18 protein-coding genes and 1 other RNA gene are annotated in these 23,428 nt (G+C 57.1%); 8 read left to right on the forward strand and 11 right to left on the reverse strand.

What is annotated here, in order from left to right:
• Window positions 1–228: 228 nt before the first annotated feature.
• From ACP7AD_RS13610 to ACP7AD_RS13625, 4 genes are all read left to right on the forward strand, one after another.
• Complete coding sequence (locus tag ACP7AD_RS13610; RefSeq protein WP_426148268.1) at window positions 229–1,518, forward strand: metallophosphoesterase family protein; 1,290 nt, start codon at window positions 229–231, stop codon at window positions 1,516–1,518.
• Window positions 1,515–5,060, forward strand: coding sequence for an AAA family ATPase (locus ACP7AD_RS13615; protein ID WP_426148269.1), 3,546 nt, complete (start codon window positions 1,515–1,517; stop codon window positions 5,058–5,060). Before ACP7AD_RS13610 ends, ACP7AD_RS13615 begins: the two co-directional genes overlap by 4 nt.
• A gap of 120 nt (window positions 5,061–5,180) precedes the next feature.
• On the forward strand, window positions 5,181–5,462 hold the full coding sequence (locus ACP7AD_RS13620; RefSeq protein ID WP_426148270.1) for a hypothetical protein: 282 nt from the start codon (window positions 5,181–5,183) through the stop codon (window positions 5,460–5,462).
• Between the two features lie 103 nt (window positions 5,463–5,565).
• Window positions 5,566–7,821 carry an ATP-binding protein gene (locus tag ACP7AD_RS13625; RefSeq protein WP_426148271.1) on the forward strand — a complete coding sequence of 752 codons (2,256 nt, stop codon included), beginning with the start codon at window positions 5,566–5,568 and terminating at the stop codon, window positions 7,819–7,821.
• A 14-nt stretch (window positions 7,822–7,835) separates the two neighbouring features.
• Here the strand turns inward: ACP7AD_RS13625 and ACP7AD_RS13630 are convergent, their stop codons facing one another.
• From ACP7AD_RS13630 to ffs, 11 genes are all read right to left on the reverse strand, one after another.
• Window positions 7,836–9,236 (reverse strand): glycosyltransferase family 2 protein, encoded by a 1,401-nt coding sequence (locus tag ACP7AD_RS13630; RefSeq protein ID WP_426148272.1) that lies wholly within the window; start codon window positions 9,234–9,236, stop codon window positions 7,836–7,838.
• A 12-nt stretch (window positions 9,237–9,248) separates the two neighbouring features.
• On the reverse strand, window positions 9,249–10,307 hold the full coding sequence (locus tag ACP7AD_RS13635; RefSeq protein WP_426148273.1) for a HEAT repeat domain-containing protein: 1,059 nt from the start codon (window positions 10,305–10,307) through the stop codon (window positions 9,249–9,251).
• Window positions 10,288–11,043 carry a YaiO family outer membrane beta-barrel protein gene (locus ACP7AD_RS13640; protein ID WP_426148274.1) on the reverse strand — a complete coding sequence of 252 codons (756 nt, stop codon included), beginning with the start codon at window positions 11,041–11,043 and terminating at the stop codon, window positions 10,288–10,290. The genes ACP7AD_RS13635 and ACP7AD_RS13640 overlap by 20 nt, the downstream gene beginning before the upstream one ends.
• Window positions 11,040–11,435, reverse strand: coding sequence for a response regulator transcription factor (locus tag ACP7AD_RS13645; RefSeq protein ID WP_029524437.1), 396 nt, complete (start codon window positions 11,433–11,435; stop codon window positions 11,040–11,042). The genes ACP7AD_RS13640 and ACP7AD_RS13645 overlap by 4 nt, the downstream gene beginning before the upstream one ends.
• Window positions 11,436–11,698: 263 nt before the next feature.
• Window positions 11,699–12,247, reverse strand: coding sequence for a DUF4145 domain-containing protein (locus ACP7AD_RS13650; RefSeq protein WP_426166175.1), 549 nt, complete (start codon window positions 12,245–12,247; stop codon window positions 11,699–11,701).
• A gap of 303 nt (window positions 12,248–12,550) precedes the next feature.
• Window positions 12,551–13,507 (reverse strand): hypothetical protein, encoded by a 957-nt coding sequence (locus tag ACP7AD_RS13655; protein WP_426148276.1) that lies wholly within the window; start codon window positions 13,505–13,507, stop codon window positions 12,551–12,553.
• A gap of 454 nt (window positions 13,508–13,961) precedes the next feature.
• Window positions 13,962–14,546, reverse strand: coding sequence for a recombinase family protein (locus ACP7AD_RS13660; protein ID WP_426148277.1), 585 nt, complete (start codon window positions 14,544–14,546; stop codon window positions 13,962–13,964).
• Window positions 14,547–14,813: 267 nt separating this feature from the next.
• A complete protein-coding gene (locus ACP7AD_RS13665; protein WP_426148278.1) occupies window positions 14,814–15,590 on the reverse strand; it encodes a hypothetical protein in 777 nt (258 codons plus the stop codon).
• A 1,212-nt stretch (window positions 15,591–16,802) separates the two neighbouring features.
• Window positions 16,803–17,594 carry a hypothetical protein gene (locus ACP7AD_RS13670; RefSeq protein ID WP_426148279.1) on the reverse strand — a complete coding sequence of 264 codons (792 nt, stop codon included), beginning with the start codon at window positions 17,592–17,594 and terminating at the stop codon, window positions 16,803–16,805.
• Window positions 17,595–17,975: 381 nt separating this feature from the next.
• Entirely contained in the window at window positions 17,976–19,190 is a 1,215-nt protein-coding gene (locus ACP7AD_RS13675; RefSeq protein WP_426148280.1) for a site-specific integrase, read from the reverse strand.
• Window positions 19,191–19,309: 119 nt separating this feature from the next.
• Window positions 19,310–19,406, reverse strand: an RNA gene (gene ffs, locus ACP7AD_RS13680) — signal recognition particle sRNA small type.
• 230 nt (window positions 19,407–19,636) lie between these two features.
• Between ffs and ACP7AD_RS13685 the strand changes: the two genes are divergently transcribed.
• The 4 genes from ACP7AD_RS13685 to recR all read left to right on the forward strand — a co-directional run bounded on the left by ACP7AD_RS13685 (window position 19,637) and on the right by recR (window position 23,405).
• Complete coding sequence (locus ACP7AD_RS13685) at window positions 19,637–20,404, forward strand: ParA family protein (RefSeq protein WP_426148281.1); 768 nt, start codon at window positions 19,637–19,639, stop codon at window positions 20,402–20,404.
• 93 nt (window positions 20,405–20,497) lie between these two features.
• On the forward strand, window positions 20,498–22,339 hold the full coding sequence (gene dnaX / locus ACP7AD_RS13690; protein ID WP_426148282.1) for a DNA polymerase III subunit gamma/tau: 1,842 nt from the start codon (window positions 20,498–20,500) through the stop codon (window positions 22,337–22,339).
• A gap of 76 nt (window positions 22,340–22,415) precedes the next feature.
• Window positions 22,416–22,748, forward strand: a complete 333-nt coding sequence (locus ACP7AD_RS13695) for a YbaB/EbfC family nucleoid-associated protein (RefSeq protein ID WP_426148283.1) — start codon at window positions 22,416–22,418, stop codon at window positions 22,746–22,748.
• Between the two features lie 30 nt (window positions 22,749–22,778).
• Complete coding sequence (gene recR, locus ACP7AD_RS13700) at window positions 22,779–23,405, forward strand: recombination mediator RecR (RefSeq protein WP_426148284.1); 627 nt, start codon at window positions 22,779–22,781, stop codon at window positions 23,403–23,405.
• Window positions 23,406–23,428: the final 23 nt, after the last annotated feature.

Here is a 23,428-nt window from a genome sequence, read left to right on the forward strand (position 1 = left end):
TAAAAAAGAACCGTCGTGGACGATTGATCAAGCGCTGGCCGCGTTTATGCTGCTGTTTGTTCTATGGTGAATTTTTTCATCAAATCGTGGCTTTGCGCTTTACTGCTGTGTGTTTATTGCTATAAATATTAAAGTTTTGAATTTTCAATTGCTTGCCCGGCCTTGCCCCGCAATCGCACGCTGTCTGAAGCAAAATCAGGCAGCCGTTTCGACAAGAAAGAGACTTGCATGCGTTTCATTCATACCGCCGACCTGCATATCGACAGTCCCTTGCGTGGGCTGAGCCGCTACGAGGGCGCGCCGCTGGAGCGGCTGCGTGGGGCGACTCGCCGCGCGCTGGAGCGCCTGGTGGACCTGGCGCTGGATGAGCGGGTCGATTTTGTGCTGATTGCTGGCGATCTGTACGACCGGGACTGGCAGGATTTCCATACCGGCCTGTTCGTGCGCGAACAGATGGTGCGCCTGGGCCGCCAGGGCATTCGCGTGTTCATCGTGCAGGGCAACCACGATGCCAGAGGCGTGATCACGCGGCAGATTCCGTGGCCTGACCATGTCAAGGTGTTTTCCAGCCGCACCGCCGAAACCGTTTGCCTGGATGCCCTGGGCGTGGCCATCCACGGCCACAGCTTTCCGGACCGCGAGGTGCCCGAAGACCTGGTGCCCGGCTACCCCATGGCCGTGCCGGGCTGTTTCAACATCGGCCTGCTGCACACCAGCTTGACCGGCATTGGCGGACACGACACCTACGCCCCAACGACCTTGCCGGACCTGAAATCCAGAGGCTACGACTATTGGGCGCTGGGACACGTCCATGCCCGGCAGGTGATCTGCGAGCAGCCCCGGGTGGTGTTTCCCGGCAACCTTCAGGGCCGCCATGCCCGCGAAACCGGCCCCAAGGGCTGCGAACTGGTCACGGTCGAGGGAACCCGGATAACGGCCAGCTTCATGCCGCTGGCCGTGGTTCGCTGGCACCAGATCGGCATCGATTTGCAGCCGGTGAAGACACTGGACGAACTGCCTTTGCGGGTTGCGCAGGCGCTGGAGCTTGCGGCATCCGAAGATGGTGATGTGCTGCATGCGGTCCGGATGGTGCTGTCCGGCGAAACCCATCTGCATGCCCTGGAAGCGCGCCAGCCCGGAACCTTGGCCGCAGCCGTGCAGGCCGCAGCGCAGGACGTGTCTGGCGTGGAGGTATGGATCGAGCAGGTCAGGCTCGATCTGCGTTCGCCCCTGGACCGGTCGCGGGTGGAGCAGGGCGACGATGCCCTGGGTGAACTGGTGCGCTGGGTTGACCTGCTGGCCAACGACGGCCCGGGACTGGAGGACTTTTGCCGCACGGCCCTGACCGACGTACTGGGCAAGGTGCCTGCCGAGGTGCTGGCGGCCATGGCCCACGAGGCTGCCGACGCCACCACGGACATTCCCCGGCTGGACGATGGCGCGGCGCTGCTGGCCCTGTTGAAGGACGCCGAAGCCACGCTGCTGGCGCGGCTGACAAGCCCAGAAGTGAATGCATGAAAATCCGCAAACTGTTCCTGACGGCGTTTGGCCCGTTCACCAATGCCGCGCTGGATTTCTCGGGTGCCGCCAACCTGCACCTGGTCTATGGTGCCAACGAGGCCGGCAAGTCTTCGGCGCTGCGCGCCATGACCGATTTGCGCTACGGCATACCCCCGCGCAGCAAGGATGATTTTGTGCATGGCTTCAGGGACATGCTGCTGGCCGGGTGTTTCGAGGACGCGGCGGGCGCCGCCGTGGGCCTGGCGCGCCGCAAGGGCAACAAGGACCCGCTGACGAGCGCTGATCCGGCAAGTGGCCTGCCTGCGACGGGTCCCGTGGTTTCCGCAGAGGTGCTGCTGGCGCTGACCGGCGGGGTGGCACGCGAACAGTTCGACACCATGTATGGCCTGAACTCCATGCACCTGCGCAAGGGCGGCCAGATGCTGATCCAGGGCGAAGGCGAACTGGGCGCCGCGCTGTTCGAGGCCAGCACCGGCTCGGCCGGCATCAAGCTGATGCTCCAGACGCTGCAACTTGACGCGAAAAAATACTTCGTCCCCAAGGGCCAGTTGCCCATCCTCAATGAAGCCGCGCGGCAGCTTGAAGAGGCCCGCCAGCGCTACCGGCAGGCCGTGACCAAGCCAGACCAGTGGAAGGCGCTCAAGCGTGTCCATGACGAGGCGCAGGCCCAGCTTGCGCAGGCCAGGGAACAACTGGCCGGCCAGCGCAGGCGGCTTGAAGAGCTGACCGAGTTGCGGGCGGTCGAGCCCCTGCTGCGCGAGCTGGACATGGCCGAAAGCCAGTGGGACGCGGTGCAAGGCCATGTGGCGCTGCCAGCCGATGCCCGGGACTGCAGGCTGGCCGCGCTTCAGCACCAGGCGCAGTCGCACAGCGCGCTGCTTGAAGCCGACGAAGCGATTGCACAATGCCGCGATTCGCTGCTGGCGCTGGAGATCGAGCCCATGCTGCTCACCCGTGCGGCGGCCATCGACCGCCTGGAGGCCGACGTGTCGCTGGTGCGGCGCGAGCGTGATGTCCGGCGCAAGCTGCAGGCTGCGACCGATGACGAAGGCCGGCAGCTGATGCTGCGGGCGCGGCAGATGCAGTCCGGCCGCCAGGCGGTTGACGGCCTGGAAGAATTCTTCAGTCATGCGCCGTCGGCGGCGGACCAGGCCGAGGTGCTGCGCACGCTGGAAGCGTTTCAGGCACTGAACATCGAGTTGCAGCATGTCCAGGCCCGGCTGGCGGCAGACGACTGCAAGCTGGCGCAACTGCGGCGCGAGGAGGTCCATGAGCCGGCAGCGGATTTGCGACAGGCCCTGACGCTGGCGCTGGAGCAGGCCCGGTCGCTGGGCGATGCGCAGCAGCGGCTGTTGGGCCTGCAGGCCGGACTGGAAACCGAGCAGCGCAAGCTCGACGGGTCATTGCGCGACATGGGGCTGCAGTCGCCCGCGCAACTGACGCTCACGGGCTGGCTCGCCGTTGCCGAAATCGATGACTGGGAAAGCGAACGCAGCGAACTGCTCAGGCAGACAGCGCTTGACGGGAACCGGATTGAGCAGTTGCAGACCGATCTGGCATTGCAGCACCGGCGCAGCAAGCGCCTGGCAGCTACTGGCGAAGTCGTGACGGCCGACACCTTGCGCCAGGCCAGGGAACTGCGGGAAGCCAACTGGCAGGCCCTACGGTTTGTTTTTCTCAACCCTGATGCAGAAGCGGCCAAGCGTTCAAGTAGCGACACGTTCGACGACACCCTGCCGCTACGTTTCGAGCAGACGCAGGCCGAGGCCGACCGGCAGGCGGACCTGTTGCGCGAGGGTGCGCAGCGAGCCGCCGAAGTGGCCGAATGCGGGCAGCGCATTGCAGAAATGACGCAGGCGCTTTCCGACCTGCAGGCCCGCCAGGCCGAACACGCCCAGACACTGGCGTCGCTGGACAGCCGCTGGCACCAAACCCTGTCGCGCCTGGGGATTCCCGCCGGCACGGCAGCCGGGGTGCGGGAGTGGCTGGTGGTCCGGCAAACGGCGCTCGACCGGCATGAGCGCCTTGTGCAGGCAAGGCTTTCCCAGGACCTGCTGGCGCAGCAGATGGCGGCAGCCTGCCAGGGCTTGTGCGATGCCCTGCGGGCGCTGGGGCACGCTCTGCCTGCGATACAGCCACCCCTCGATGCGCTGGTCGCGCTGGGCACCGCCGCCGACCGCGAACTGGTGACCGCGCGGGCTGCGATGCAGCGCTGGCGTGTTGACCTGAACAGCCTGGAGCAGAGCATTCAGGCTGACCAGGCCCGCGATGCCGAACTGGCCCGGTTGATCCAGAACTCTCGCGTGGCGCTGGACCACAGTTGCTTGCGCCTGTTCCTGTACAAGGATGCCGAAGCGCCGGCCCTCAAGGCGCGGCTCGCTGAACTCCAGCACTGGGTCAATGACTACCAGCTGCATGCGGGCCAGCAACATCAGCTCAGGCAAATGCAGGCGAGCGAAGAAGCTGTCGCCGAATCGGCAGCTGCCCTGGGCCAGCTGTTGGGGGAAGCGCTCCTGGATCATCTGGATGCCTGGATCGATGCGCTGGCCGGGCGGCTCTCGCGTTCCCGCGAGGCCGCCGCGACGAAGGCATCGCTGCAACGCAGGGAGGCCGAGGAAGCCGCGCGCCGGCAACGTGCATGCTCGGCCCTCGAAGAGGCCCGGCAGACCCTTCAAGGGCTGGTCAGCCAGGCAGGGGTGCAGCATGCCGACGAGCTGCCGGAGGCGGAAACCCGCTCCGGCCAGCAGCACGCGCTGCGCTTGCGCCTTCAGGGGCTCAGGGACCAGCTCGCACGAACTTCCCGCAAGGACGCTTCCACCCTGCGCCACGAACTTGCCAGCCGGGACAGCGTGACCATCGAGCAGGAAAAACAGACCTGCGCGGCTGCGATCCTCGGGCTGGAGTCAGACGAAAAAACTGCCATCGAGGCAGAGCAGGCCGCCCGGCTTGCGCTGGCGACAATTGACACATCGGACGACGCGGCCCAGGCCAAGGAAGAAATGGAAGCCGCCATTGCCCGCTACCGCGCTGGCGTGCGCCCATGGGCGCAGCTCAAGCTGGCCGAAGCGCTGTTGGCCGAAGCCTTGCGCCGCCACCGAGAAAAGGCGCAGGGCCCGGTGGTGGCCCTGGCCGGCGAATACTTCCGGCTCATGACGGCAGGACGTTTTGTGCGGCTGGTGGTCGATGCCGACAGCGACACGCCGCTGCTGCTTGCCCAGCCGGCCCAGGGCAAGGCCCTGGAGATTTCGGCATTGAGCGAAGGAACGGCCGACCAGTTGTACCTCGCCTTGCGGCTGGCCGCGCTGCAAGTGCAGCGCAAGCCCGGCCGCATGATGCCGCTGGTGCTCGACGATGTGTTCATGACCGCCGATGACGAACGGGCCACCCACATGTTCCGCGCCCTGGCAAAATTCGCCGCTGCATCGCAGGTGCTGGTGTTCACCCACCACCACCATTTGCTGGCGCTGGCGTCTGGCGCTGTCGGGGAAAACGGGTTGCGGGTGCATCGGCTCGAAGCCGCACCTGCGCACGGCCAGTGAAGTCAGTGACAGGAAGGAGCGTTGCGACGTTCCTGTTAATGATTATTTACTGCCTTTGCGCACTACCAGAAATCGCTGACAGCTATCATTTTTGATTTCAATGAAAGACAAGGGGATTGCATGATTGTTCGTTTCCACATCGACCCGATGGAGCAGGACCTGTATGAATACAGCGTCAGCTATGAAGGGGAGACGCTGTATGCCGATGTTGGCCTGGGCTCCATGGAGGACTGCATCATCGCCGCAACGGAAGGCCTTGATCAAGAAGCCGTGGCTGCCGAAATAGCCTACAAGGGAATCATCAGCGGAACCTATGCGCTGGCGTCGCTGGCCCTGATGTCTGCGCAGATTGCCGACCATGCGCTTCAAACGACGCTGGCCATTGAAGAGGTTTTACCCTGAAGCCCTGGGGTTGCCGTGCTGTTAGAAGCCCGGACTGTCCACAAAATCCGTCCCAGTCCAGGCACCTGTCAGGCTGGTTTCCCGCCTCAGGAGAAAGCTTTCATTGACGCATTCCCGCAGCCTCGGTCTTTACCTGGCGATCTGCTTTTCGCTGCTGTCGGTGTTGCTGACCCTTGTTTTGGTGGCGGTGATCGACGTCACCGTCACGAAGCAGGCCAAGGCCAGCATTGGCGCGAGTCTGGCCGAGCTTTCCTACCAGATGAGCTACCGGCTGGACCGGGCCATGTTCGAGCGTTACAGAGAAGTCCAGCTGATGGCCGAGCGAATCGGCAGGGACAGCCGGGCCGTGCGCGAGCCTGAAAACCGCAGGGCGCTCGACAGCCTTCAGCGCACCTACCCGCATTACGCCTGGATGGGGGCCGCCGACCACGAGGGCCAGGTGCTGGTGGCCACCCGCGGCGTCCTGGAGGGCAGCGACGTTTCCGCCCGACCCTGGTTTCAGAATGCGCTGAAGGAAATTCATATGGGCGATGTGCATGAGGCCAAGCTCCTGCCCAACACCACCGGAGCGCCCTTGCGTTTCGTGGACATCGCCTTTCCCTATGCGGGCGCAGACGGCCGGGTGCAGGGGGTGCTGGGCGCGCATCTTTCCTGGGAATGGGCCAAGACGATCGAGCAGTCGATCACCGAGCCGGTCGGCAAGGAGCGCGAGGTGGAAGCGCTGATCCTGTCGGCCGACAACGAGGTGCTGCTGGGACCGGCCGACCTGGAGGGGCAGACGCTGGCGCTGCAAAGCCTGCAAGGCTTTACAAAGGGCGCGCGCGGTTTTTACACGGAACGCCTGCCCGATGGCAACGACTACCTGGTGGGCATCAGCCAAGGCAATGGTTATGCCGACTATCCGGGCCTGGGCTGGAAAGTGATCATGCGCCAGCCTCTCGATAATGCCTATTTGCCAGTCAAGCAGCTGCAGAGGCAGGTGTTCCTGGTTGGAATTCTGGTGGCATCGGTGTTTTCCCTGCTGGGATTCTGGGTTGCGCGCGTGATCACCCGCCCGATCAAGCTGCTGTCGCATTCGGCGCAGCGGCTGGAGTCCGGCGAGCATGACGCCATCAACGCCATCGGCGCCATCGATGCCGCCTACACCGAAGTCAGCGCTCTGGGGCGGTCGCTCAATTCCCTGATCCGCAACCTTCAGCAAAAGGAAGCCGACCTGAAAGATCTCAATGCCACGCTTGAACACCGGGTGGCGCAACGAACCCTTGAATTGACGCAAGCGCTGCAAAATGTGCGCGACAACGAAAACCGCATCAACACCATCGTCGAAACCGCCCAGGACGCGTTTATCGGCGTGAATTTCCAGGGGCGCATCACCGACTGGAATTCACAGGCGGAAGTCATGCTGGGCTGGCGGCGCGATGAAATACTGGGCCAGCCGCTGGAGCGCCTGGCGCCCGAGCGCTTTGCCGGCAGCATCCGCAAGGCGATGCAGGTGTTTGCCAGCACGGGCAAGGCCAGCTTCGTCAACACCAAGCTCGAACGGCTAGTGCAGACGCGTGATTCGGGAGAGCTTGCGGTGGAGGTGCGAGTCGGCCTCATCAACAACAGCAAGCTGAAGTTTTTCAGCGCTTTCCTGCGCGATATTTCGGAGCGCAAGCAGGTCGAGCGCATGAAAAGCGAGTTCATTTCGACAGCCTCTCATGAGCTTCGAACGCCCTTGACGGCCATTTATGGTTCGCTCAGCCTGGTCAATTCCGGCATGGCGGGCGATCTGCCGCCCGATGCCAAAGAGCTGGTGGATATTTCCTACCGGAGCGCCGAGCGGCTGGTGCGCCTCATCAACGACATTCTGGATGTTGAAAAAATCGAATCCCACAGCATGGTTTACCACCGGGCGGTGCTGCCGCTGCTGCCGCTGCTGGCCGAGTCGATACGGGCCACGCAAGGCTATGCGGACCAATACCAGGTGAAGTTTGAGCTGGCATCGAGCAGCGGTGAAGAAACCCTGGTGTGGGCCGATGCCGACCGCCTGACCCAGGTCATGGTCAACCTGCTGTCCAATGCGGCCAAGTTTTCTCCGTCCGGCGGGGCCGTCGTCACAGTCAGCCTGCGGCGCGGTGCGGATTCCGTGCGTGTTTTGGTCACCGATGCCGGCATGGGCATTGCCGAGGATTTTCGCAGCCGGATATTTCAGCGCTTTGCCCAGTCCGACGGTTCGGATCGCCGGCTAAAAGGCGGCACCGGGCTGGGCCTGAACATCTGCAAAAGCATCATCGAGGCGCACCGGGGCCGGATTGATTTTGTCAGCGAACCCGGCAAGGGCTCTACGTTCTACTTCGATCTGCCGCTGGCTGGCTGAGCGTTCCACGCAGTTCAGGGCAGTTTAGGCTGATGGCCCACGCCCTTGCGCTTCATCTCGCCCCAGCTCGATTCCTGCTGACGCGCCCAGCGGTACAGGCCGATCAGCCGCCACCAGCTATTGATCTGGCGGTAGCCCAGGTTTTCCAGCACCACCACCAGCGCCAGCAGGGCCAGTTGCCTGAATTTCGGGTAGATGTGAAACGAAATTTCCTCCAGCAGCAGGCCCGAGGCCGACAGCAGGATGCCCAGGCCGATGGCCATGAACAGGAACACCGAGAAAGCCTGCCATGAGATCAGGTCAAACACGTAGGCATACAGCATGAACAGGTAGCCGCCCAGCTCCACCAGCGGCCCCAGCCATTCAAACAGGATCATGAATGGAAAAGCCAACCAGCCAGGCGCGCCGCCATTGCGGCTGAACATCAGCGACCAGTGGCTGCTCAGGCTCTCGGACAAGCCGCGCTGCCAGCGTATGCGCTGGTTCCTGAGGGTGGTCCTGTCCTCGGGCGCCTCGGTCCAGCACACCGGCTCCGGCACAAAGATGATCCGGTAGGGCTTGCCCTGTTCCCTGAGCTGGCGATGTATGCGCACCACGAGCTCCATGTCTTCGCCGATGGTGTTGCTGCGGTAGCCGCCAGCGGCCACCACCACCTCTGTCTTGAACAGTCCGAAGGCGCCTGAAATGATCAGCATGGCATTGATTTGCGACCATCCCAGACGGCCGAACAAAAATGCGCGAAGGTATTCGACCACTTGGAACAGGGCCCAGATATTGGTCGGCAGCCCGACCTTGGTCAAAAAGCCGTCTGTCACTTCGCAGCCGTTGGCCACCCGCACGGTGCCGCCGGTGGCCACCGTGTCGGGGTCGTTCAGGAAGGGCTTGGCCACGCGCTGCAGGCTGTCGCGCGCCAGGATCGAATCGGCATCGACGCCACAAAACAGCGGGTGGTGGGCGACATTGATGCCGGCGTTCAGCGAGTCGGCCTTGCCGCCGTTTTCCTTGTCGATCACGCGAAGGTTGGGATGCACGAGTGAGCGGTAAATGCCCCGCACCGGCTTGGTCGCCAGCCCGTCTCGCTCGGCGGAAGGAAAGGGCAGCAGGGAAAACTCCCGCTTGAGCACTTCCAGGGTGTTGTCCTTGGAGCCGTCGTTGATGACGATGATTTCAAACTCCGAATACGTCAGCTGGAACATGGAGCGGATCGACGCGGTGATCGTGGCTTCTTCGTTGTAGGCCGGCACCAGGATGCTGATGCCTGGCTCCAGGCCGCTGAAGACCTGCGGCAGGTCGTCCAGCAGCTTTTCCTGCTTGTTGCGCTGCAGGGCAAAGATGGACAGGAAGTTAAGGGCGAGGTAGCCTGCGTTGAGCAGGATGAAATACGCGAAGATGGCCCAGGTGGTGAATTCAATCATGGTGGCAGGGCTTCAGGCCATTGGGCCGTGGTATTCGGCCAGCACATGGTCCAGCATGCCTATGGCCAGCACATCCGTGGTTTGTTGGCGCAGCAGGCTCAGTTGTTGGGGGCCGAAGAACGGCAGCCTGGCCAGCGACTGCGCGGCCTGGTAGCGCACCCACCATTGCTCGTCATGCAGCGACTGGCGAAGCAGTCCAATGTCGTCCTCTTCGCCAAAACTGCCCAGGAACCTTGCTACTTCGACCCGGACCCGCCAATCGGCATGCTGCCAGAAATACCGCACCGCAGGCAGCAGCTTCGCATCCGAGGCCAGATGCAACGCAGCCACCAGCGTGGCAGCTGACTTGCAGTTTTCCAGGATGAAGCGCACGGATTTCAGGGAAAGCTGAAGGTGAAGCGCATCGGCTAGCTGCAGCGCGCGCGTCCATTGACCCTGGTCCACCTTCAGGATGTTGTTGGCTAGCTGCAGCCAGAAAGCCTGCCGGGCTTCGCCCAGGAAGCTCGCAATCTGGGCAATGTCCCAGTCTCGCCGGTTGAGCAGCATGGGAAACAGCCATTCGGTGCCGCGCAGCGGGTCGATCTTGATCAGGGCGCGCGCTGCCTGGAGGGATGCGAGCCTGTCCGCCTGCGTGGCCTGCAGTGCCAGCGCGTCCCAGGACGCTTCGTCCCGAAGATGGCCCAGTGTCAGGATGGCCAGCAGCCGTTCGGAGCGGTTTCCCTTTTTCAGGAAGCCGCGTGCGGCCGCATCGCATCGCAGCTGCCTTGCCAGTCCATTGAGCCTGTCATTGGCCGGCCCGCGCAGCGACTCCTGCAGGTAAGTCCAGAGTTTGAGAAAGAAAAGCTGGTCCTGTGGGGCAAGTTCAGGCACTGGCGAGGGCGTTTCTTCATAAAGGGCCTCCAGCAGCAGCGGACGCCACCGTGCAATGAACTCTGCTTCGCGCCGGGCATTTCGGCGCATGGTGATCCGCAAGTAAATGATCACCAGCGCCAGCAGGATGGTCATGCCGACAGCGGCAATGCCGATATCGAAAGCCAGCGCCAGATACGGATCAGAAAATGTATTCAGCACCAAGATGCACGGTGTCTTGCCTGTAAAAACCGCCTTGCCAGGTGCGGGACAAGGCATAGCTGAACGCCCATTGGCGGCTCAGCGAGTGACGGCCCAGAAGGGCTGTCGAGCGAACATCCACCAGCAGCACCGTGTTGGGATTCACGGTGCTTGCTTCCTGACCGCTGCTGGCGATCAGGCCAATCGAACTGGCATTTCCGTAGTAATAGGCGCCGCGCAGTTCCGTGCTGCTGGCGTTGGCGCCCAGTGCGCGCACGGGACGCCAGGCCGCCGACAGGCTGAAGGACGAGAAATAATGCTCCAGCGCCAGGCTGGCACTGTTGATGTTGGCCGTGCTGTAGCGCCGGTTGCCCAGGCCGGCATGGACCAGCCAGGCGGGCGCGAATTCATACTGAAGCGTGGACTCCAGCTCATGCCTGGCCAGCACCCGGTGCGAAGGACTGATGCGCCCGCCCAGTGACAAGGTGGCCTGCCCGGACAGCGGGGTGACATACAGGCCGCTGATCTGCTTGTCATTCAGGCCAAAGCGGCGTGTTTGCGTGAAGCCCAGTTCGCGGACATCACGCGGGCTGGACTTGCGGGCCACGCGCAGTGTTTCGGAGTGCCAGCCGGGGCTGCCGTTGCTCAGTTGGCTCGATTCGGCGCTGAGTCCGACCAGGGTTTGAAGCGTGTCGGTTTGGGCAAGGGATGCCACCGGAATCGCCAGCATGACAAAGTAAAAAGCTTGTATTTTCATGGTCGCTGCAGGGAAAGCCGCTTGATGCGCGCCAGCAGTTCCGCCGGCTGAAAGGGCTTGAGCACATAGTCATTGGCGCCTGCGCTAAGCGCACGGACAATGTCCTGCTCCTGCGTCTTGGCCGTCAGCATGATGACCGGGGTATTCTTCCAGGCGGGCTGCTCGCGCAGCAGGCCAAGCAGCGCAAAACCATCAAAAAAGGGCAGCATGACATCCAGCAGCACCATGGCGGGCGGCGGATTGTTTTCTATGAATTTTTTGGCCTGGCGGCCATCGCGCGCCTGATGGACCAGGTACTTCTCTCGCTTGAGCATGAAGGAGAGCAAATGCGAAATATTCTCGTCGTCTTCTGCGACCAGGACCGTGGGCGCAAGAGTTGGCGGCGTTGTCATGGCGATGTCCTGAAACCAACGAAGGCTGATTGCGGCATCTGCATCCGCGCTTCCAGGAAGAGGAAGGGAAGGTACAAGGCCAAAATGAATTAGGTGACGAGCCTTGACCCCGGCACTGGCTCCGCAGTTAGGGCTGCTTGGTTCCCCATCTGACCCGGTTGGCCGCTATCAATTTTGACTTTCACCTACCTGTTTTGCACTTTAGGTGCCACAGTTAGATGCTACAAAAAATGACTAAAAAAGGCAAGGACCATTGCAGTACCTCAACGCGGTCGTGCAGCCCTACGGGCACCTGCATCTCTTACACGTTGTGGAAGCGTATAGCGTTGCTCAAGTAGATGTACGGTGAAATCCAGCAAATCTTCTGCCTCTGCTTTAGAAAGTGTGCCTCGGTGAGCACCATCGTTCCCGTCTTCTTTAATACATTGCGCCAATTCATGTAAATCGTAAGGTAACTTGCGGTTGTCAAACAACCATTGGAGACGGAGTCCTAAATCACGCCGCTGCCGATGATTAGGCCCTCCAGCTTCACCTTCAGGTGGAAGCAGTTCGTGAGTGGCAAGGTCTACACCGAGCCTGAACATGGTTCCCGCAGCATTAAAGCATTTGACTGCTAAGCACGTGGCTCCTTCGCGGAATGCTGCGTCGATTTCAGGTGGGAGATGCTCTGGAGGCGTAACGTCCGCTGTATCTTTCAGGCTTACATAATCTACAACGGAAAATAAATGGCTGATCGAACCCATCGATGCCGTTATTCCTTTTGCAACAAATATTTGAAGGGCGTTGTACTCCCTTAACTTCAAAATAAACAAAGTTGCACGGTGGCAATGTCTACACACGCTGTAAGTTTCGTAGATGAGTTGCCAATCTACGTTTCCACTTCCCCTGGCATTAGAGCCATAGACGTCAAACGTTGTCTTTGTTACACCACACCTCGGACAGTCAGTCACTAACTCAGTCATTAATTCCTAATTTGGTTTGCTTAAGCTAAATAAATATATTATGGGTGAGATTTCAGATCCAAGCCTGAAAGCTTTATTTAAAATTCACCCCGATTTTTTGGGGATGTCAATGACACATAATTGATTGAGGAAACGATCACAATTTGCTTGGCATCAATCTTTCGATCGTGCCGCTTGATCGTAAATTTCCCCTGTAAATTTGTTTACAACAGCAATTTGGTCTAGTCGTCCAAACAGCGCATAGCCAGTTGTTGTAGCGTCAAATGGCATATCACGACTAGGAATAGTTCTTTCTTTAAACTTGAAAAAGTAGGGTGATTCAAGAGAAAAAACAGACATGCAAGCCATTTGTTTCTCCTGCTCACGCGCTTGACTTGAGGGCATCTTGACTATGAAATTTAGGAAATTAGACGTGTATTGATAGGGTAACCGTGTAGATGATTTGCGACTCGGCATGAGTATCGAAGTTGGTTCATAAGATGCTCCCGCAGGAAACGTCAGTACGTAATTATCTGATACCGTGCGAGAGATTTCTGTTGATGCCCCATAGGCATTTTGTCCAGTATAGGTGTCCATCTTTAGGTTAGATATTGCCAAAGTCATCTGGCGTAGATTTAAAGCTTCAGGATTAGGCGTCTTAAGAGTTGAATCTTTAACTGATAACAGAATAACCTTAACATTAAATTCTTGCTGATCGGGGTCATACTTTTTCTGGCATGGACTGATAAAAGCAAGTTGCCCAATTGACTTCATCCGTTCTGATATTGCTATTTCAAATTGTTGACGTTCTTCTGATGTAGAGAACTGATCAATTTTTCTAGGTAAAGCGGCGATTTGACCCTGAACCCAACTGAAAACTTTCTCTGGATCATTTTCAAGATAGGCGGTGATTGGCAATGACGTAGAAAAGGAGATTGGTGCAAATGGCTTTTTCACAATTTGAGGTGTAGCTTCTACTGAAGTTGCTCTTGCGGAATCTCTTGATTTTTGGGTTACGGTTGCTTTTGATATAGCCTTGTTAGGTTCAGTTTGTGCTGCTGTATTATTCACACAAAAAACAAAAGGCAATACACATGAGAGAACCAAAGTGTTGGTTGAGTTAAAGCGCATAGTAATTAACTTTCATTAAATTTATCTCTGAGAGAGATGATTAAAAAACGTACAGTGAGTTATAAATAATTATCTTATTTAGTGTTTTTAAACACACATATCATGACCGTATGAAATACCGAATTGCTACTAATGTAATCAAAAGTAGCGCGATTTTGCTTCCGCATGCGAATATTTTTATTTTTAAAAAATTTTCAGTTCTCGTATTTCAGCTAGTTGATCTGTCACACCATAAAAGCGTGTTTCCTGGCATTAACGACTTGCGCGAGTGCGGTGCTTAGTCCAGCGGTACTGGCTCAAACTGAACTGCTAAACCGGCAAAATATCGTGTTTGGGCTTTGTTTTGGGTCGGTTGATACTGTGGTGACGCTTGGAGCATTGAACGCGTGAGAAGCTGTATTGATCTGGAAGACACGGTTTCATGCTGCCAGTCTTGCCGATAATTTGATGCTGGTCAGGTTCCACCGCCAGCAGTTCTGATGTTGATGACTGTGGCGCGACTGATCTTGTACTTGTCGGCCAAGCTGCTGACTGTCGCACCTTTGGCAAGAGCCAACAGGATGGCATCACGGTCTGCTTCGCTGGTCTTGGCTGGCCTGCCCATGTGCGTTCCTGCTGCCCTTGCTCTGGCCTGACCTGACAGGGTGCGCTCTATGAGAAGGTCACGCTCAAACTCAGCTACAGCGGCGATAACGCCCATCGTCATTTTCCCGGCGGGGCTGGTCAGATCGACGCCACCGAGTGCCAAGCAGTGAACACGTACGCCCATGCCTGCCAGTGCGTCTACTGTTGCGCGTACGTCCATTGCGTTACGCCCAAGGCGGTCTAACTTTGTCACTACCAATACGTCTTTGTCTTCCAGCTTGTCCAGCAGCTTGCGGAAGCCTGCGCGTTCGTTGGCTGCGACTGAGCCTGAGACGGTTTCTGTGATGGTGCGTGATGCAGTGATCTGGAATCCTGCCTGTGCGATCTCTTGCACTTGGTTATCAGTATGCTGGTCAACGGTAGAGACGCGGCAGTAAGCGAAGACACGGGACATATGAAACACTCCAGACTGTTAGAAAGTGGTGTCAGTATATATCAGGGTGTTAACAAGTAGCAAGCACTATCTTTCTAACATGTGATTCTTTACTGTTGGTAAGTGGTCACTTGTTGACATAAGCCAGTTCGGGTAAGGTCGGGCTGTCCTGGCGGGTCCGAACAGAGTCACTTATTCGTCGCCAAGAAAAGCGTCATCATTTCTTTGTGAATGAGTCAGCCGTAAAAAAACCCGCTGATGGCGGGTTCTTCGCTGTGGTCTGAATTTTTAGCGCGTTCCGAAGGCGGCAGAACCGTATGTGCGTGTCGAATCAACTTGCGCAAGAATCAACTGCGTCTTACCCGTGGCCAACGGATAAGACACCGCGATTCCTGATGCCGTTTGACCAGCAAGGCCGCACGGCGCTGGGCCAAAAGTCATTTTGGTGTCAAAAACGTTTTTACCCGACGCACGCGGTGTGACTGTTCCAGAGAATCGGCAACCGCTGCCTCCTACTGCGCTGAACGTTCCAGCGGCAGCGATATTTACGTTCACGGTTTCACCTGATGTACTTGTCGTCACCCATGAGCCAGCTATGTTGGTCAAGGATGCTGCAATGGTGTAGTTGTAGAGTGAACCTGGACTAGGGCCACCGTTAAAAGTAACCGTATTTGCGTTTGCTGTAGCTGTGCCCGAGATTGTTTTGGCAATGGCGTCGTATGTTGCTTTAAACGTGCCGGGTATAGCTGGGTTTCCACCAAAATCTTTTGCATCTAATGACGTGAAGCTGCCGTTAGATGAAGTTCCAGTTCCCTGAAGGATGCCACCCACTAAAAACTGCGTTGAAGTTTGAGTGCCATACAGCGTCCAAAGATCACCGTTTTCCAAAATAAGCATTTGAAATCCTGGGATTTTGCTGCCGGTGGATGTGCCCACATAAACGCCTTCTGCGGTCGGGCCAACTACAACTGGTGCTGGTGCTGGTGCTGGAGAATCGCTACCACCACCACATGCGGAAAGAAGAACAGCCGATATAGCTAAAGCCAATGTTGTTTTAATTTTCATTTAATTTTGGATAAGAGGTTTGACAGCTAATCAATGTTCATCCTGGTAGCTGTTAGTTTCAGGATGTAATTTCAAGTGTAAATCAACAATCAACAATCAACAATCAACAACAAGTGAAGAAAGACAAACTAAAGTGCTAGAGTTTCAAAGTGCTATATCCGGCGAACTAACACTTCAGCCATACGCCAGACTTACACGTGGATGCACATCCAGCGTGGGTCTCAAAGTTTTCTGTCAGTCGGCCTGCGTCGTCAAAATTCATCCTAAAAGTTGGTGACTATGCTGCCTCTCAGCAAGGTATGCACATAATGCGTTTAAAGGCTTTTGAGGTGCCGGTTGTTATCGCAAGATGCCCTGACATCCGAGGTTATCCACCACGACGAACCGCAAGCCGTGTAGTCTGGTCAATTTCCGTGTGGAAAAATCACTTTACCTAAATTTCATATTATGATATTTAACTTTCTATTTCACATTCTGTGTTGGAGTGAATCAGAGACAGAGAAGAAATTTCAAAAATCTTCCTCTAATTGTCACAACTGCCCAGCCAGACAGAAAATGTCTATGGAGACGATATAGAAGTAGCATTGGGTGTAATCGTTACTTGTTTAAACAAACAAACAAACAAACAAAGACAGCAGTGAGCACTCCTTTTCGATGCATGGGAAGTTGGCATTTAAAACGTTTATTTGCCTTCAGGCTACGTATCCCTTACTCTACTGATTTAAAGCGTTTGTAGGGATGTTTCATGAGGTGCAAAGCCTATTGCATGGCCTTCTATTTGGATGACATGCATCAGATAATTTAAATTACAGAATTCAGTATTAGCCGCTTAGCGGCCTGCATATAGCCCTGCCAGGGCCACCCTTGCACAAATAAAAGAAAGGGATAAATTTCTTATATCTCTTAAAATTTTCAGGGATAGCCCTTGCAGGGCATGAATAGAGCCGCTACGCGGTTGCAATGCTCAATTGAATACGGCCTATCAGCCTTAGCATGGTTAGTGCTGTAGAGCCCTGAAAGGCCATGCTCACAGGAATAGAGGGAAAGAATAAAATTACTATTTTCCTTAATCTTTCTTGTGCAATGATGGGCCCTTACAGGGCTTGCTATGAAACTCTTGTAAGCTCTAAGCTGTGCCATAGCCAAGCTAACTTAAGACGATTGCATGATTTTCAGATAAGAAACATCCATAAAAACACATGAAAAAATACATCAAGCAGTTTGTGGCTCACTGAGAGTTATCTCAGTTCTAAGCTTCAGTAGTTTCGTGCGACTGATGCCAAACATTTGGGCAGCTTGTTGGTCACTGAGGCAGTGCTCCTTCTTAGCCGTCTCACACTTGCGTAGCAGTACGATATCCCTGTCATCTTCGTTATAAAAAGAAAGCAGTTCGTTCAGTACCCTGCCACGTTCTTCAGCAAGTGCAGTCATGTCCTCTAATTCAAGCAGAACTAATTCTGTGTACTTCATCGACTCCTTATTGTCTAGTGCAACTTGCTTGGGGCTGGTAGCTCCCAATAAATCTTGATGATCTCTCCACAATTGAAGGGGGCCAATCATTCCATTAACTGCTTGTCGCAGTTCGTGCAATGTTTTAGCTTGCGCTATGGCAGACCGAAGAGTTCGCAGAGGCTTAGCTTTCCACTTTTCAGCACTAAATTCTGAGGCTTCAACTCTTTCCCCAATGAGGTCAGACCAGCGTTTCAACTTCTGTGCATCTTCAAAATCAGAGACATCAGAAAGATTGGTTTCTTCTAATTTGAAACCATTTTCCAAAATGCGATCAATATATGCCTCGACTTCAATGTCATCGTACTCGTGTACTTTAGTTGAAGTCTCAGCCATTTTTGTGGCAGCTTCTTTAAGAAGATTAGACAGAAAACGACGGCCTGCTGATAACTCATCTGCGTCTAATTTATTCAGACTTTTGAAGTCTTCTTCAAGTAGGTAGAGAATTTGACTGCGTGCACTTCGTACAGGCATTTCTGAAGGTTTGAAACTCATTGGCTAGCACTCAGGTAAGTAAAGCCAGAGGTGCTGTTCACTACCTTTTCGTAGCAGGTTTGTGTAATTAATTCCTTATTCATTCGTGATTCTTTTTAACTGTCGAACGCGCATAGATGTATCTCCTAAATTGGTGATTGATATAAAAAAATTGAATTTGACCTGAAATGGTCTCGGAAATAAAAAAGGCTCCCAAAATTTGGAGCCTTAATTTGTTTCTAGCTGAAGTAGCTGAAACTGAGTTCGAGCATTTTATGATATTTAATTAAAAATACCCATCATTTGTTCAAGCGCACATTTTACTAAAGCCAGATAGTCTCGTCAATTGATTTTCACAAAAACAACAGGTTAACTGTCTGGCTGAATATTCACCATATATGGTCAGAGGGAAATTCCGAATATACGAGGAATTGAAAGGGCAGGGTAGCAAATTTTCTCAATCGCCTTGGAAAGCGCCTGTAGGCTTCTGTGCGTGTACACCTTTGCTCCGGTACTCCCCTTAACCTCATGGCCTACAAGTGCGTCCATGATTTGCTCTGAGACTTCAGCTTCTGCCATCTGGCTTCTGACCGTATGCCGTAGGCAATGAAAGTCAGGGTACAACTCAAAGCCAAGCGCCTTTCTGTAACCACCAAACCACTGACTGAAGTAGCCACCCGGTTTACCGTCACGAACGCTCAGGAGAGGCCAAAGCTGGCGTTCACCTTTTGCAGTCATGGCTGCTACATATTCAAGGAACCCAAGTCGGATGAGTTCACTGTGGATGGGTACTTTGCGAACCCCTGCTTGTGACTTTACCGACTGCCCTTCACCTTCATCAGTGATGGACACCATGGGCCGTTCCCTTGAGGTTTCTACATCAGCAACCCTGAGTTGCGCCAGTTCACCAACCCTTGCGCCCGTGTAAAGCCCCAGTAGGGGAATCCAGTAAGCTGCATCAGCCCCGGCTTTCTTATCCTTGGGCAGTTTGTACAAGGTGTACAGGTCTTGAGTGAAGAAGGTTTGCAGTTCAGCATCTGTCCACGGTCTGCGCTTGTTGGTGGTCTTGAAGTCAATGTCTATGCCTTCCCATGGATTCTTATCAAGCAAACCAAGCTCACGGGTTGCATACTTCAGCAATGACTTGACCCAGGTTAGACGATCTCTGGCTGTCTTGCTGGTGGTCTTCCTGTCGGGTTGTTGGAGCCATGTCCTGAACCCGTCGCCTTGTTCCCGTGACAGTAGCGTGATGGAAGGGTTGCCAGTGAACTCTTCATAAAGCGTCACAGAGCGTAGGCAGGTGTTCAACGAGTCAGCAGAGCGGGGCTTGCTGTCCTTCCAACGGGCGTAAATTTCCCGCAGTACCGGCCCTGACGATGATTGCTTAGCTACTTCTGGAGGTGCTTGATGCAGCGAGGAAGTCGCAAGATGCTGGCCTCCCAGAACTTCGGCTCGTTTGATGGTGCCTTTGAGCACTGCTTCACGATGTGTGCAGCGGCCCAGTGAGGCAACCAGCCTTCCGTTTTTGTATTTGCCCTGCAAAGGGTGTTTCAGGGGAAGTACTATGCAAAGATAGTAAGCCGTTCCGCGCTGAAATAGACCTGTCAATGTAGCCATTTGGCCTCCACGTTGGTTGAACAACGTGGCACCTCAAGTACTACAGTCAGGTGCTACAAAAGCTGTTTTTCCAAGGGCTGAAAGCGTAAGCCGCTGTCGATAAACAACTTTTTGAATTAGGTGACGAGCCTTGACCCCGGCACTGGCTCCGCAGTTAGGGCTGCTTGGTTCCCCATCTGACCCGGTTGGCCGCTTTACCATGCGGGAAGGCCCGTCACATCGAATTATAAGGGCGATGGCTTGGCGCTTTGACCCGTGCGGAGAATTTTCAGAAAACCCGCAGCTGCAGCTTCATCCATTCCTCAGCCAGAGCCTTCCGGAAAAGCGGCAAACTGTGTTTCCGCCCTGCCAGACCCCACTTCCCAAGGCTGCCTGCGCCTACACCGAGGCGCATGGCATCGCAGGCACAATCGACGATTCACTACCCGCCGCACAAGGAAGCCTTTATGCCACGCGTCGTTTTCAATCAAAAAGGTGGGGTTGGCAAGTCGACCATCACCTGCAACCTGGCCGCCATCAGCGCCAGCCAGGGCTTGCGCACGCTGGTCGTTGACCTGGACCCGCAAGGCAACTCCAGCGCTTACCTGATGGGCGCCACCGCCACCGACGACCAGCCAAGCGTGGGCGGATTTTTTGAAAACACCCTGAGCTTCAGTTTGCGCACCGTTTCGCCAGGCGAATTCATCGTTGCCACGCCGCATGAAAACCTGCACCTGATGCCCTCCAGCCCGATCCTGGACGAACTGCAGGCCAAGCTGGAGTCCCGGCACAAGATCTTCAAGCTGCGGGAAGCCCTGCAGCAACTGGCCGGCAGCTATGACCGGATTTACATCGACACACCGCCTGCGCTCAATTTTTACACCCGTTCGGCGCTGATTGCGGCGCGCACCTGCCTGATTCCGTTTGACTGCGACGATTTTTCACGCAAGGCCTTGTATACCTTGCTGGAAAATGTGCGGGAAATCCAGGCTGACCACAACGCCCGCCTGGTGGTCGAAGGCATTGTGGTCAACCAGTTCCAGCCGCGCGCCAATCTGCCCCAGCGAATCGTCAATGAACTGATTGAAGAAGGTTTGCCCGTGCTGCATCCCTATCTTCCGGCTTCCATCCGGATTCGCGAATCCCACGAGCTGTCGCTGCCGATGATCTACATGGACCCGAGCCACAAGCTGACCCAGGCGCTGGTGGAACTGCATGCCGCGCTGGAGCCCTGAGCCACCAGCCTCCCATACAACACTGGCAGCCCGCGCAAGGCACCGCACGCAGGCTGCGGTTCAGGCGCTGCCCGGCCAATTTAGAATGAGTTCATGTCCTACCTAGTGCTTGCCCGCAAATACCGCCCCAGAAACTTCTCGGAAATGGTGGGCCAGTCGCATGTCGTGCAGGCCCTGGGCAATGCGCTTGGCTCCGGGCGGCTGCACCATGCCTACCTGTTCACCGGCACCCGGGGCGTGGGCAAGACCACGGTGTCGCGCATCCTGGCCAAGTCGCTCAACTGCACCGGCATTGACGGGCAGGGCGGCATCACGGCCGAGCCCTGCGGTGTGTGTGATGCCTGCCGGGATATCGACAGCGGCCGCTTTGTCGATTACACCGAGCTCGACGCGGCGTCCAACCGGGGCGTCGATGAAATTGCCCAACTGCTGGAGCAGGCGGTGTACAAGCCGGTGGTGGGCCGCTTCAAGGTCTTCATGATCGACGAGGTTCACATGCTGACGAACACGGCGTTCAACGCCATGCTCAAGACGCTGGAGGAACCGCCCGAATACCTCAAGTTCGTACTCGCCACGACCGATCCGCAGAAAGTCCCGGCGACCGTGCTGTCGCGCTGCCTGCAGTTCAACCTGCGGCCGATGGCGCCCGAAACGGTGCTGGAGCACCTGGTTCATGTGCTGGCCATTGAAAACGTTCCTGCCGAGCCGCAGGCGCTGCGCCTGCTGTCGCGCGCCGCGCGCGGCTCGATGCGCGACGCGCTGTCGCTGACCGACCAGGCGATTGCCTTTGGCTCGGGCCGGCTCGACGAGGCCAGCGTGCGCGTCATGCTCGGCAGCGTGGACCGCAGCTATGTGTTTCGCCTGCTCGATGCGCTGGCGCGTGGCGATGGCCGAACGGTGGTGGAAACCTCCGAAGTGCTGCGCCTCAATGGTCTGAGCGCCGCCTCCACGCTCGAAGAAATGGCAACCATTCTGCAGCGCATGGCGGTGCTGCAGGCGGTGCCTGGCATGGGCGCTGGCGACGACGACACCGACCCGGAAATTGCCGAAACCGCCCGGCTGGCCCACGCCATGCCGGCGGACGAAACCCAGCTGCTCTACAGCCTGTGCCTGCACGGGCGCGGCGAACTCGGCCTGGCGCCCGACGAATATGCTGGTCTGACCATGGTGCTGCTGCGCCTGCTGGCTTTCAAACCGCCGGGCGCCGTTGCGCTCCCTGCTGCCGGGGCGCAGCCTGTCGCCATCAAGCCTGCGCCGGGGAGTGCCGCCGAGCCGGTAAAAAAGTCGCTGCCTGAGCCGGCCCTGGCGCCTGCTGCCGGCCGTCTCGATGCGGCCCCGGCTAGTCCTGCGGTGCTGCCGGAAGACCCGCTTCAAGCCTTGCCGGCCCAAAATGCACCAGCACCGCCGCTGAAGGTGGTTTATCAGTCAAATGAGGCTTTTGCGCATACTGATAGTGCACTGAGTGCTATGAATAGTGAAATGTTCGCTGAGCCGGTGGAGGCAGCGGTTCAGCCATCGGTGGACACCCTGAAACAGGATGCTTCCCTTGGTGACGCGTGGCTGCGGATCGTCAACCAGATGGTGGCGGCTGAATCCATCGCCGCCCTGACGCGCGAACTGGCCCTGCAGTCGCAGTTGTGCGGCCGCAGCGAAGGCCTCTGGACCCTGCGCGTCGAGCGCGAGTCCTTGAACCAGCCTGCGGCCCGTGAAAAGCTGCAGGTCGCGCTTCAGGCGGCGCTGGCCGATGACGCCATCCGGCTGGCCGTCGAATTGGGCGCCGTGACGGATACGCCGGCGCGCCGCAACAGTGCCGCCTTGGTCGAGCGCCAGCAGGCCGCCGAGTTGTTGATTCAAAACGACCCGTTTGTGCAGGACATGATCCGCGAATGGGGCGCCCGGATTGTCCCGGGCAGCATCAAGAGCGTTTCGCCCTGAGCTATGCCTGCGCTTTGCCGCAGTCAGCCGATATGATCATTGATAGTTTCAGCAACCCTATTTAAAGGAAAAAAACATGTTCAACAAAGGACAACTCGCCGGCCTCATGAAACAGGCGCAGGCCATGCAGGACAACCTGAAAAAAGCCCAGGACGACCTGGCGTTTGTCGAAGTCACCGCCGACGCCGGCGCCGGTCTGGTGAAAGTCACCATGACCTGCAAGCATGACGTCAAGCGCGTCGAGATCGATCCCAGCCTGCTGACGGAAGACAAGGACATGCTCGAAGACCTGGTCGCCGCCGCCTTCAATGCCGCCGTGCGCAAGGCCGAGGAAGTCAGCCAGGAAAAAATGGGCAAGCTCACGGCGGGCATGCCGGCGCTGCCCGGCGGCATGAAGTTTCCGTTCTAAACCGTCAGACATTTAACCCAAGCAGGCAACGTGGCGGATTCCAATGCGCTTGAAGGATTGACCCAGGCGCTTCGCAAGCTGCCGGGCGTGGGCGCCAAGTCGGCGGCGCGCATGGCTTTTCACCTGCTGCAGCACGACCGGCCGGGCGCTTTGCAGATTGCGCGGGCACTGGACCACGCGGTCCAGAGCATCGGGCATTGCGCGCTGTGCAACACCTTGAGCGAGCAGCCGGTTTGCGTGACCTGCGCCAATCCGCAACGCGACCGCAGCAAGCTGTGCGTGGTGGAAACCCCGGCCGATCAGGCGGCGCTGGAGCGAACACTGGCCTACCGGGGCCTGTATTTCGTTCTCATGGGCAAGCTCAGCCCGCTCGACGGCATAGGCCCCAACGACATCGGCCTGCAAAAACTGTTTGACCGCGTGGCTCCCCGGGACGACAACGGAGAGCTCGTCCCAGCAGTTGACCGCGAAGTGCAGGAAGTCATTCTGGCGACCAATTTCACCGCCGAAGGTGAGGCCACGGCGCATGTGATTGGCCAGGCGCTCAAAAGCCGTGGCATGCGGGTCACGCGCCTGGCGCGCGGCGTGCCGGTGGGCAGCGAACTGGAATATGTGGACCTGGGAACAATTGCCCACGCACTGACCGATCGGCGATAAGCCCGCAGGCAACCCGGCCGTTG

The sequence above is a fragment of the Polaromonas sp. DSP2-3-2b2 genome, assembly GCF_049895905.1.
In the GTDB taxonomy this organism is placed as follows: Bacteria; Pseudomonadota; Gammaproteobacteria; order Burkholderiales; family Burkholderiaceae_C; genus Polaromonas.

Bases quoted from the DNA above. Each gene is read 5' to 3' on its own strand.
- ACP7AD_RS13610 (WP_426148268.1), top strand. From the start codon at position 229: ATGCGTTTCATTCATACCGCCGACCTGCATATCGACAGTCCCTTGCGT.
- ACP7AD_RS13615 (WP_426148269.1), top strand. From the start codon at position 1,515: ATGAAAATCCGCAAACTGTTCCTGACGGCGTTTGGCCCGTTCACCAAT.
- ACP7AD_RS13620 (WP_426148270.1), top strand. From the start codon at position 5,181: ATGATTGTTCGTTTCCACATCGACCCGATGGAGCAGGACCTGTATGAA.
- ACP7AD_RS13630 (WP_426148272.1), bottom strand. From the start codon at position 9,236: ATGATTGAATTCACCACCTGGGCCATCTTCGCGTATTTCATCCTGCTC.
- ACP7AD_RS13640 (WP_426148274.1), bottom strand. From the start codon at position 11,043: ATGAAAATACAAGCTTTTTACTTTGTCATGCTGGCGATTCCGGTGGCA.
- ACP7AD_RS13645 (WP_029524437.1), bottom strand. From the start codon at position 11,435: ATGACAACGCCGCCAACTCTTGCGCCCACGGTCCTGGTCGCAGAAGAC.
- ACP7AD_RS13655 (WP_426148276.1), bottom strand. From the start codon at position 13,507: ATGCGCTTTAACTCAACCAACACTTTGGTTCTCTCATGTGTATTGCCT.
- ACP7AD_RS13660 (WP_426148277.1), bottom strand. From the start codon at position 14,546: ATGTCCCGTGTCTTCGCTTACTGCCGCGTCTCTACCGTTGACCAGCAT.
- ACP7AD_RS13665 (WP_426148278.1), bottom strand. From the start codon at position 15,590: ATGAAAATTAAAACAACATTGGCTTTAGCTATATCGGCTGTTCTTCTT.
- ACP7AD_RS13670 (WP_426148279.1), bottom strand. From the start codon at position 17,594: ATGAGTTTCAAACCTTCAGAAATGCCTGTACGAAGTGCACGCAGTCAA.
- ACP7AD_RS13675 (WP_426148280.1), bottom strand. From the start codon at position 19,190: ATGGCTACATTGACAGGTCTATTTCAGCGCGGAACGGCTTACTATCTT.
- ACP7AD_RS13685 (WP_426148281.1), top strand. From the start codon at position 19,637: ATGCCACGCGTCGTTTTCAATCAAAAAGGTGGGGTTGGCAAGTCGACC.
- dnaX (WP_426148282.1), top strand. From the start codon at position 20,498: ATGTCCTACCTAGTGCTTGCCCGCAAATACCGCCCCAGAAACTTCTCG.
- ACP7AD_RS13695 (WP_426148283.1), top strand. From the start codon at position 22,416: ATGTTCAACAAAGGACAACTCGCCGGCCTCATGAAACAGGCGCAGGCC.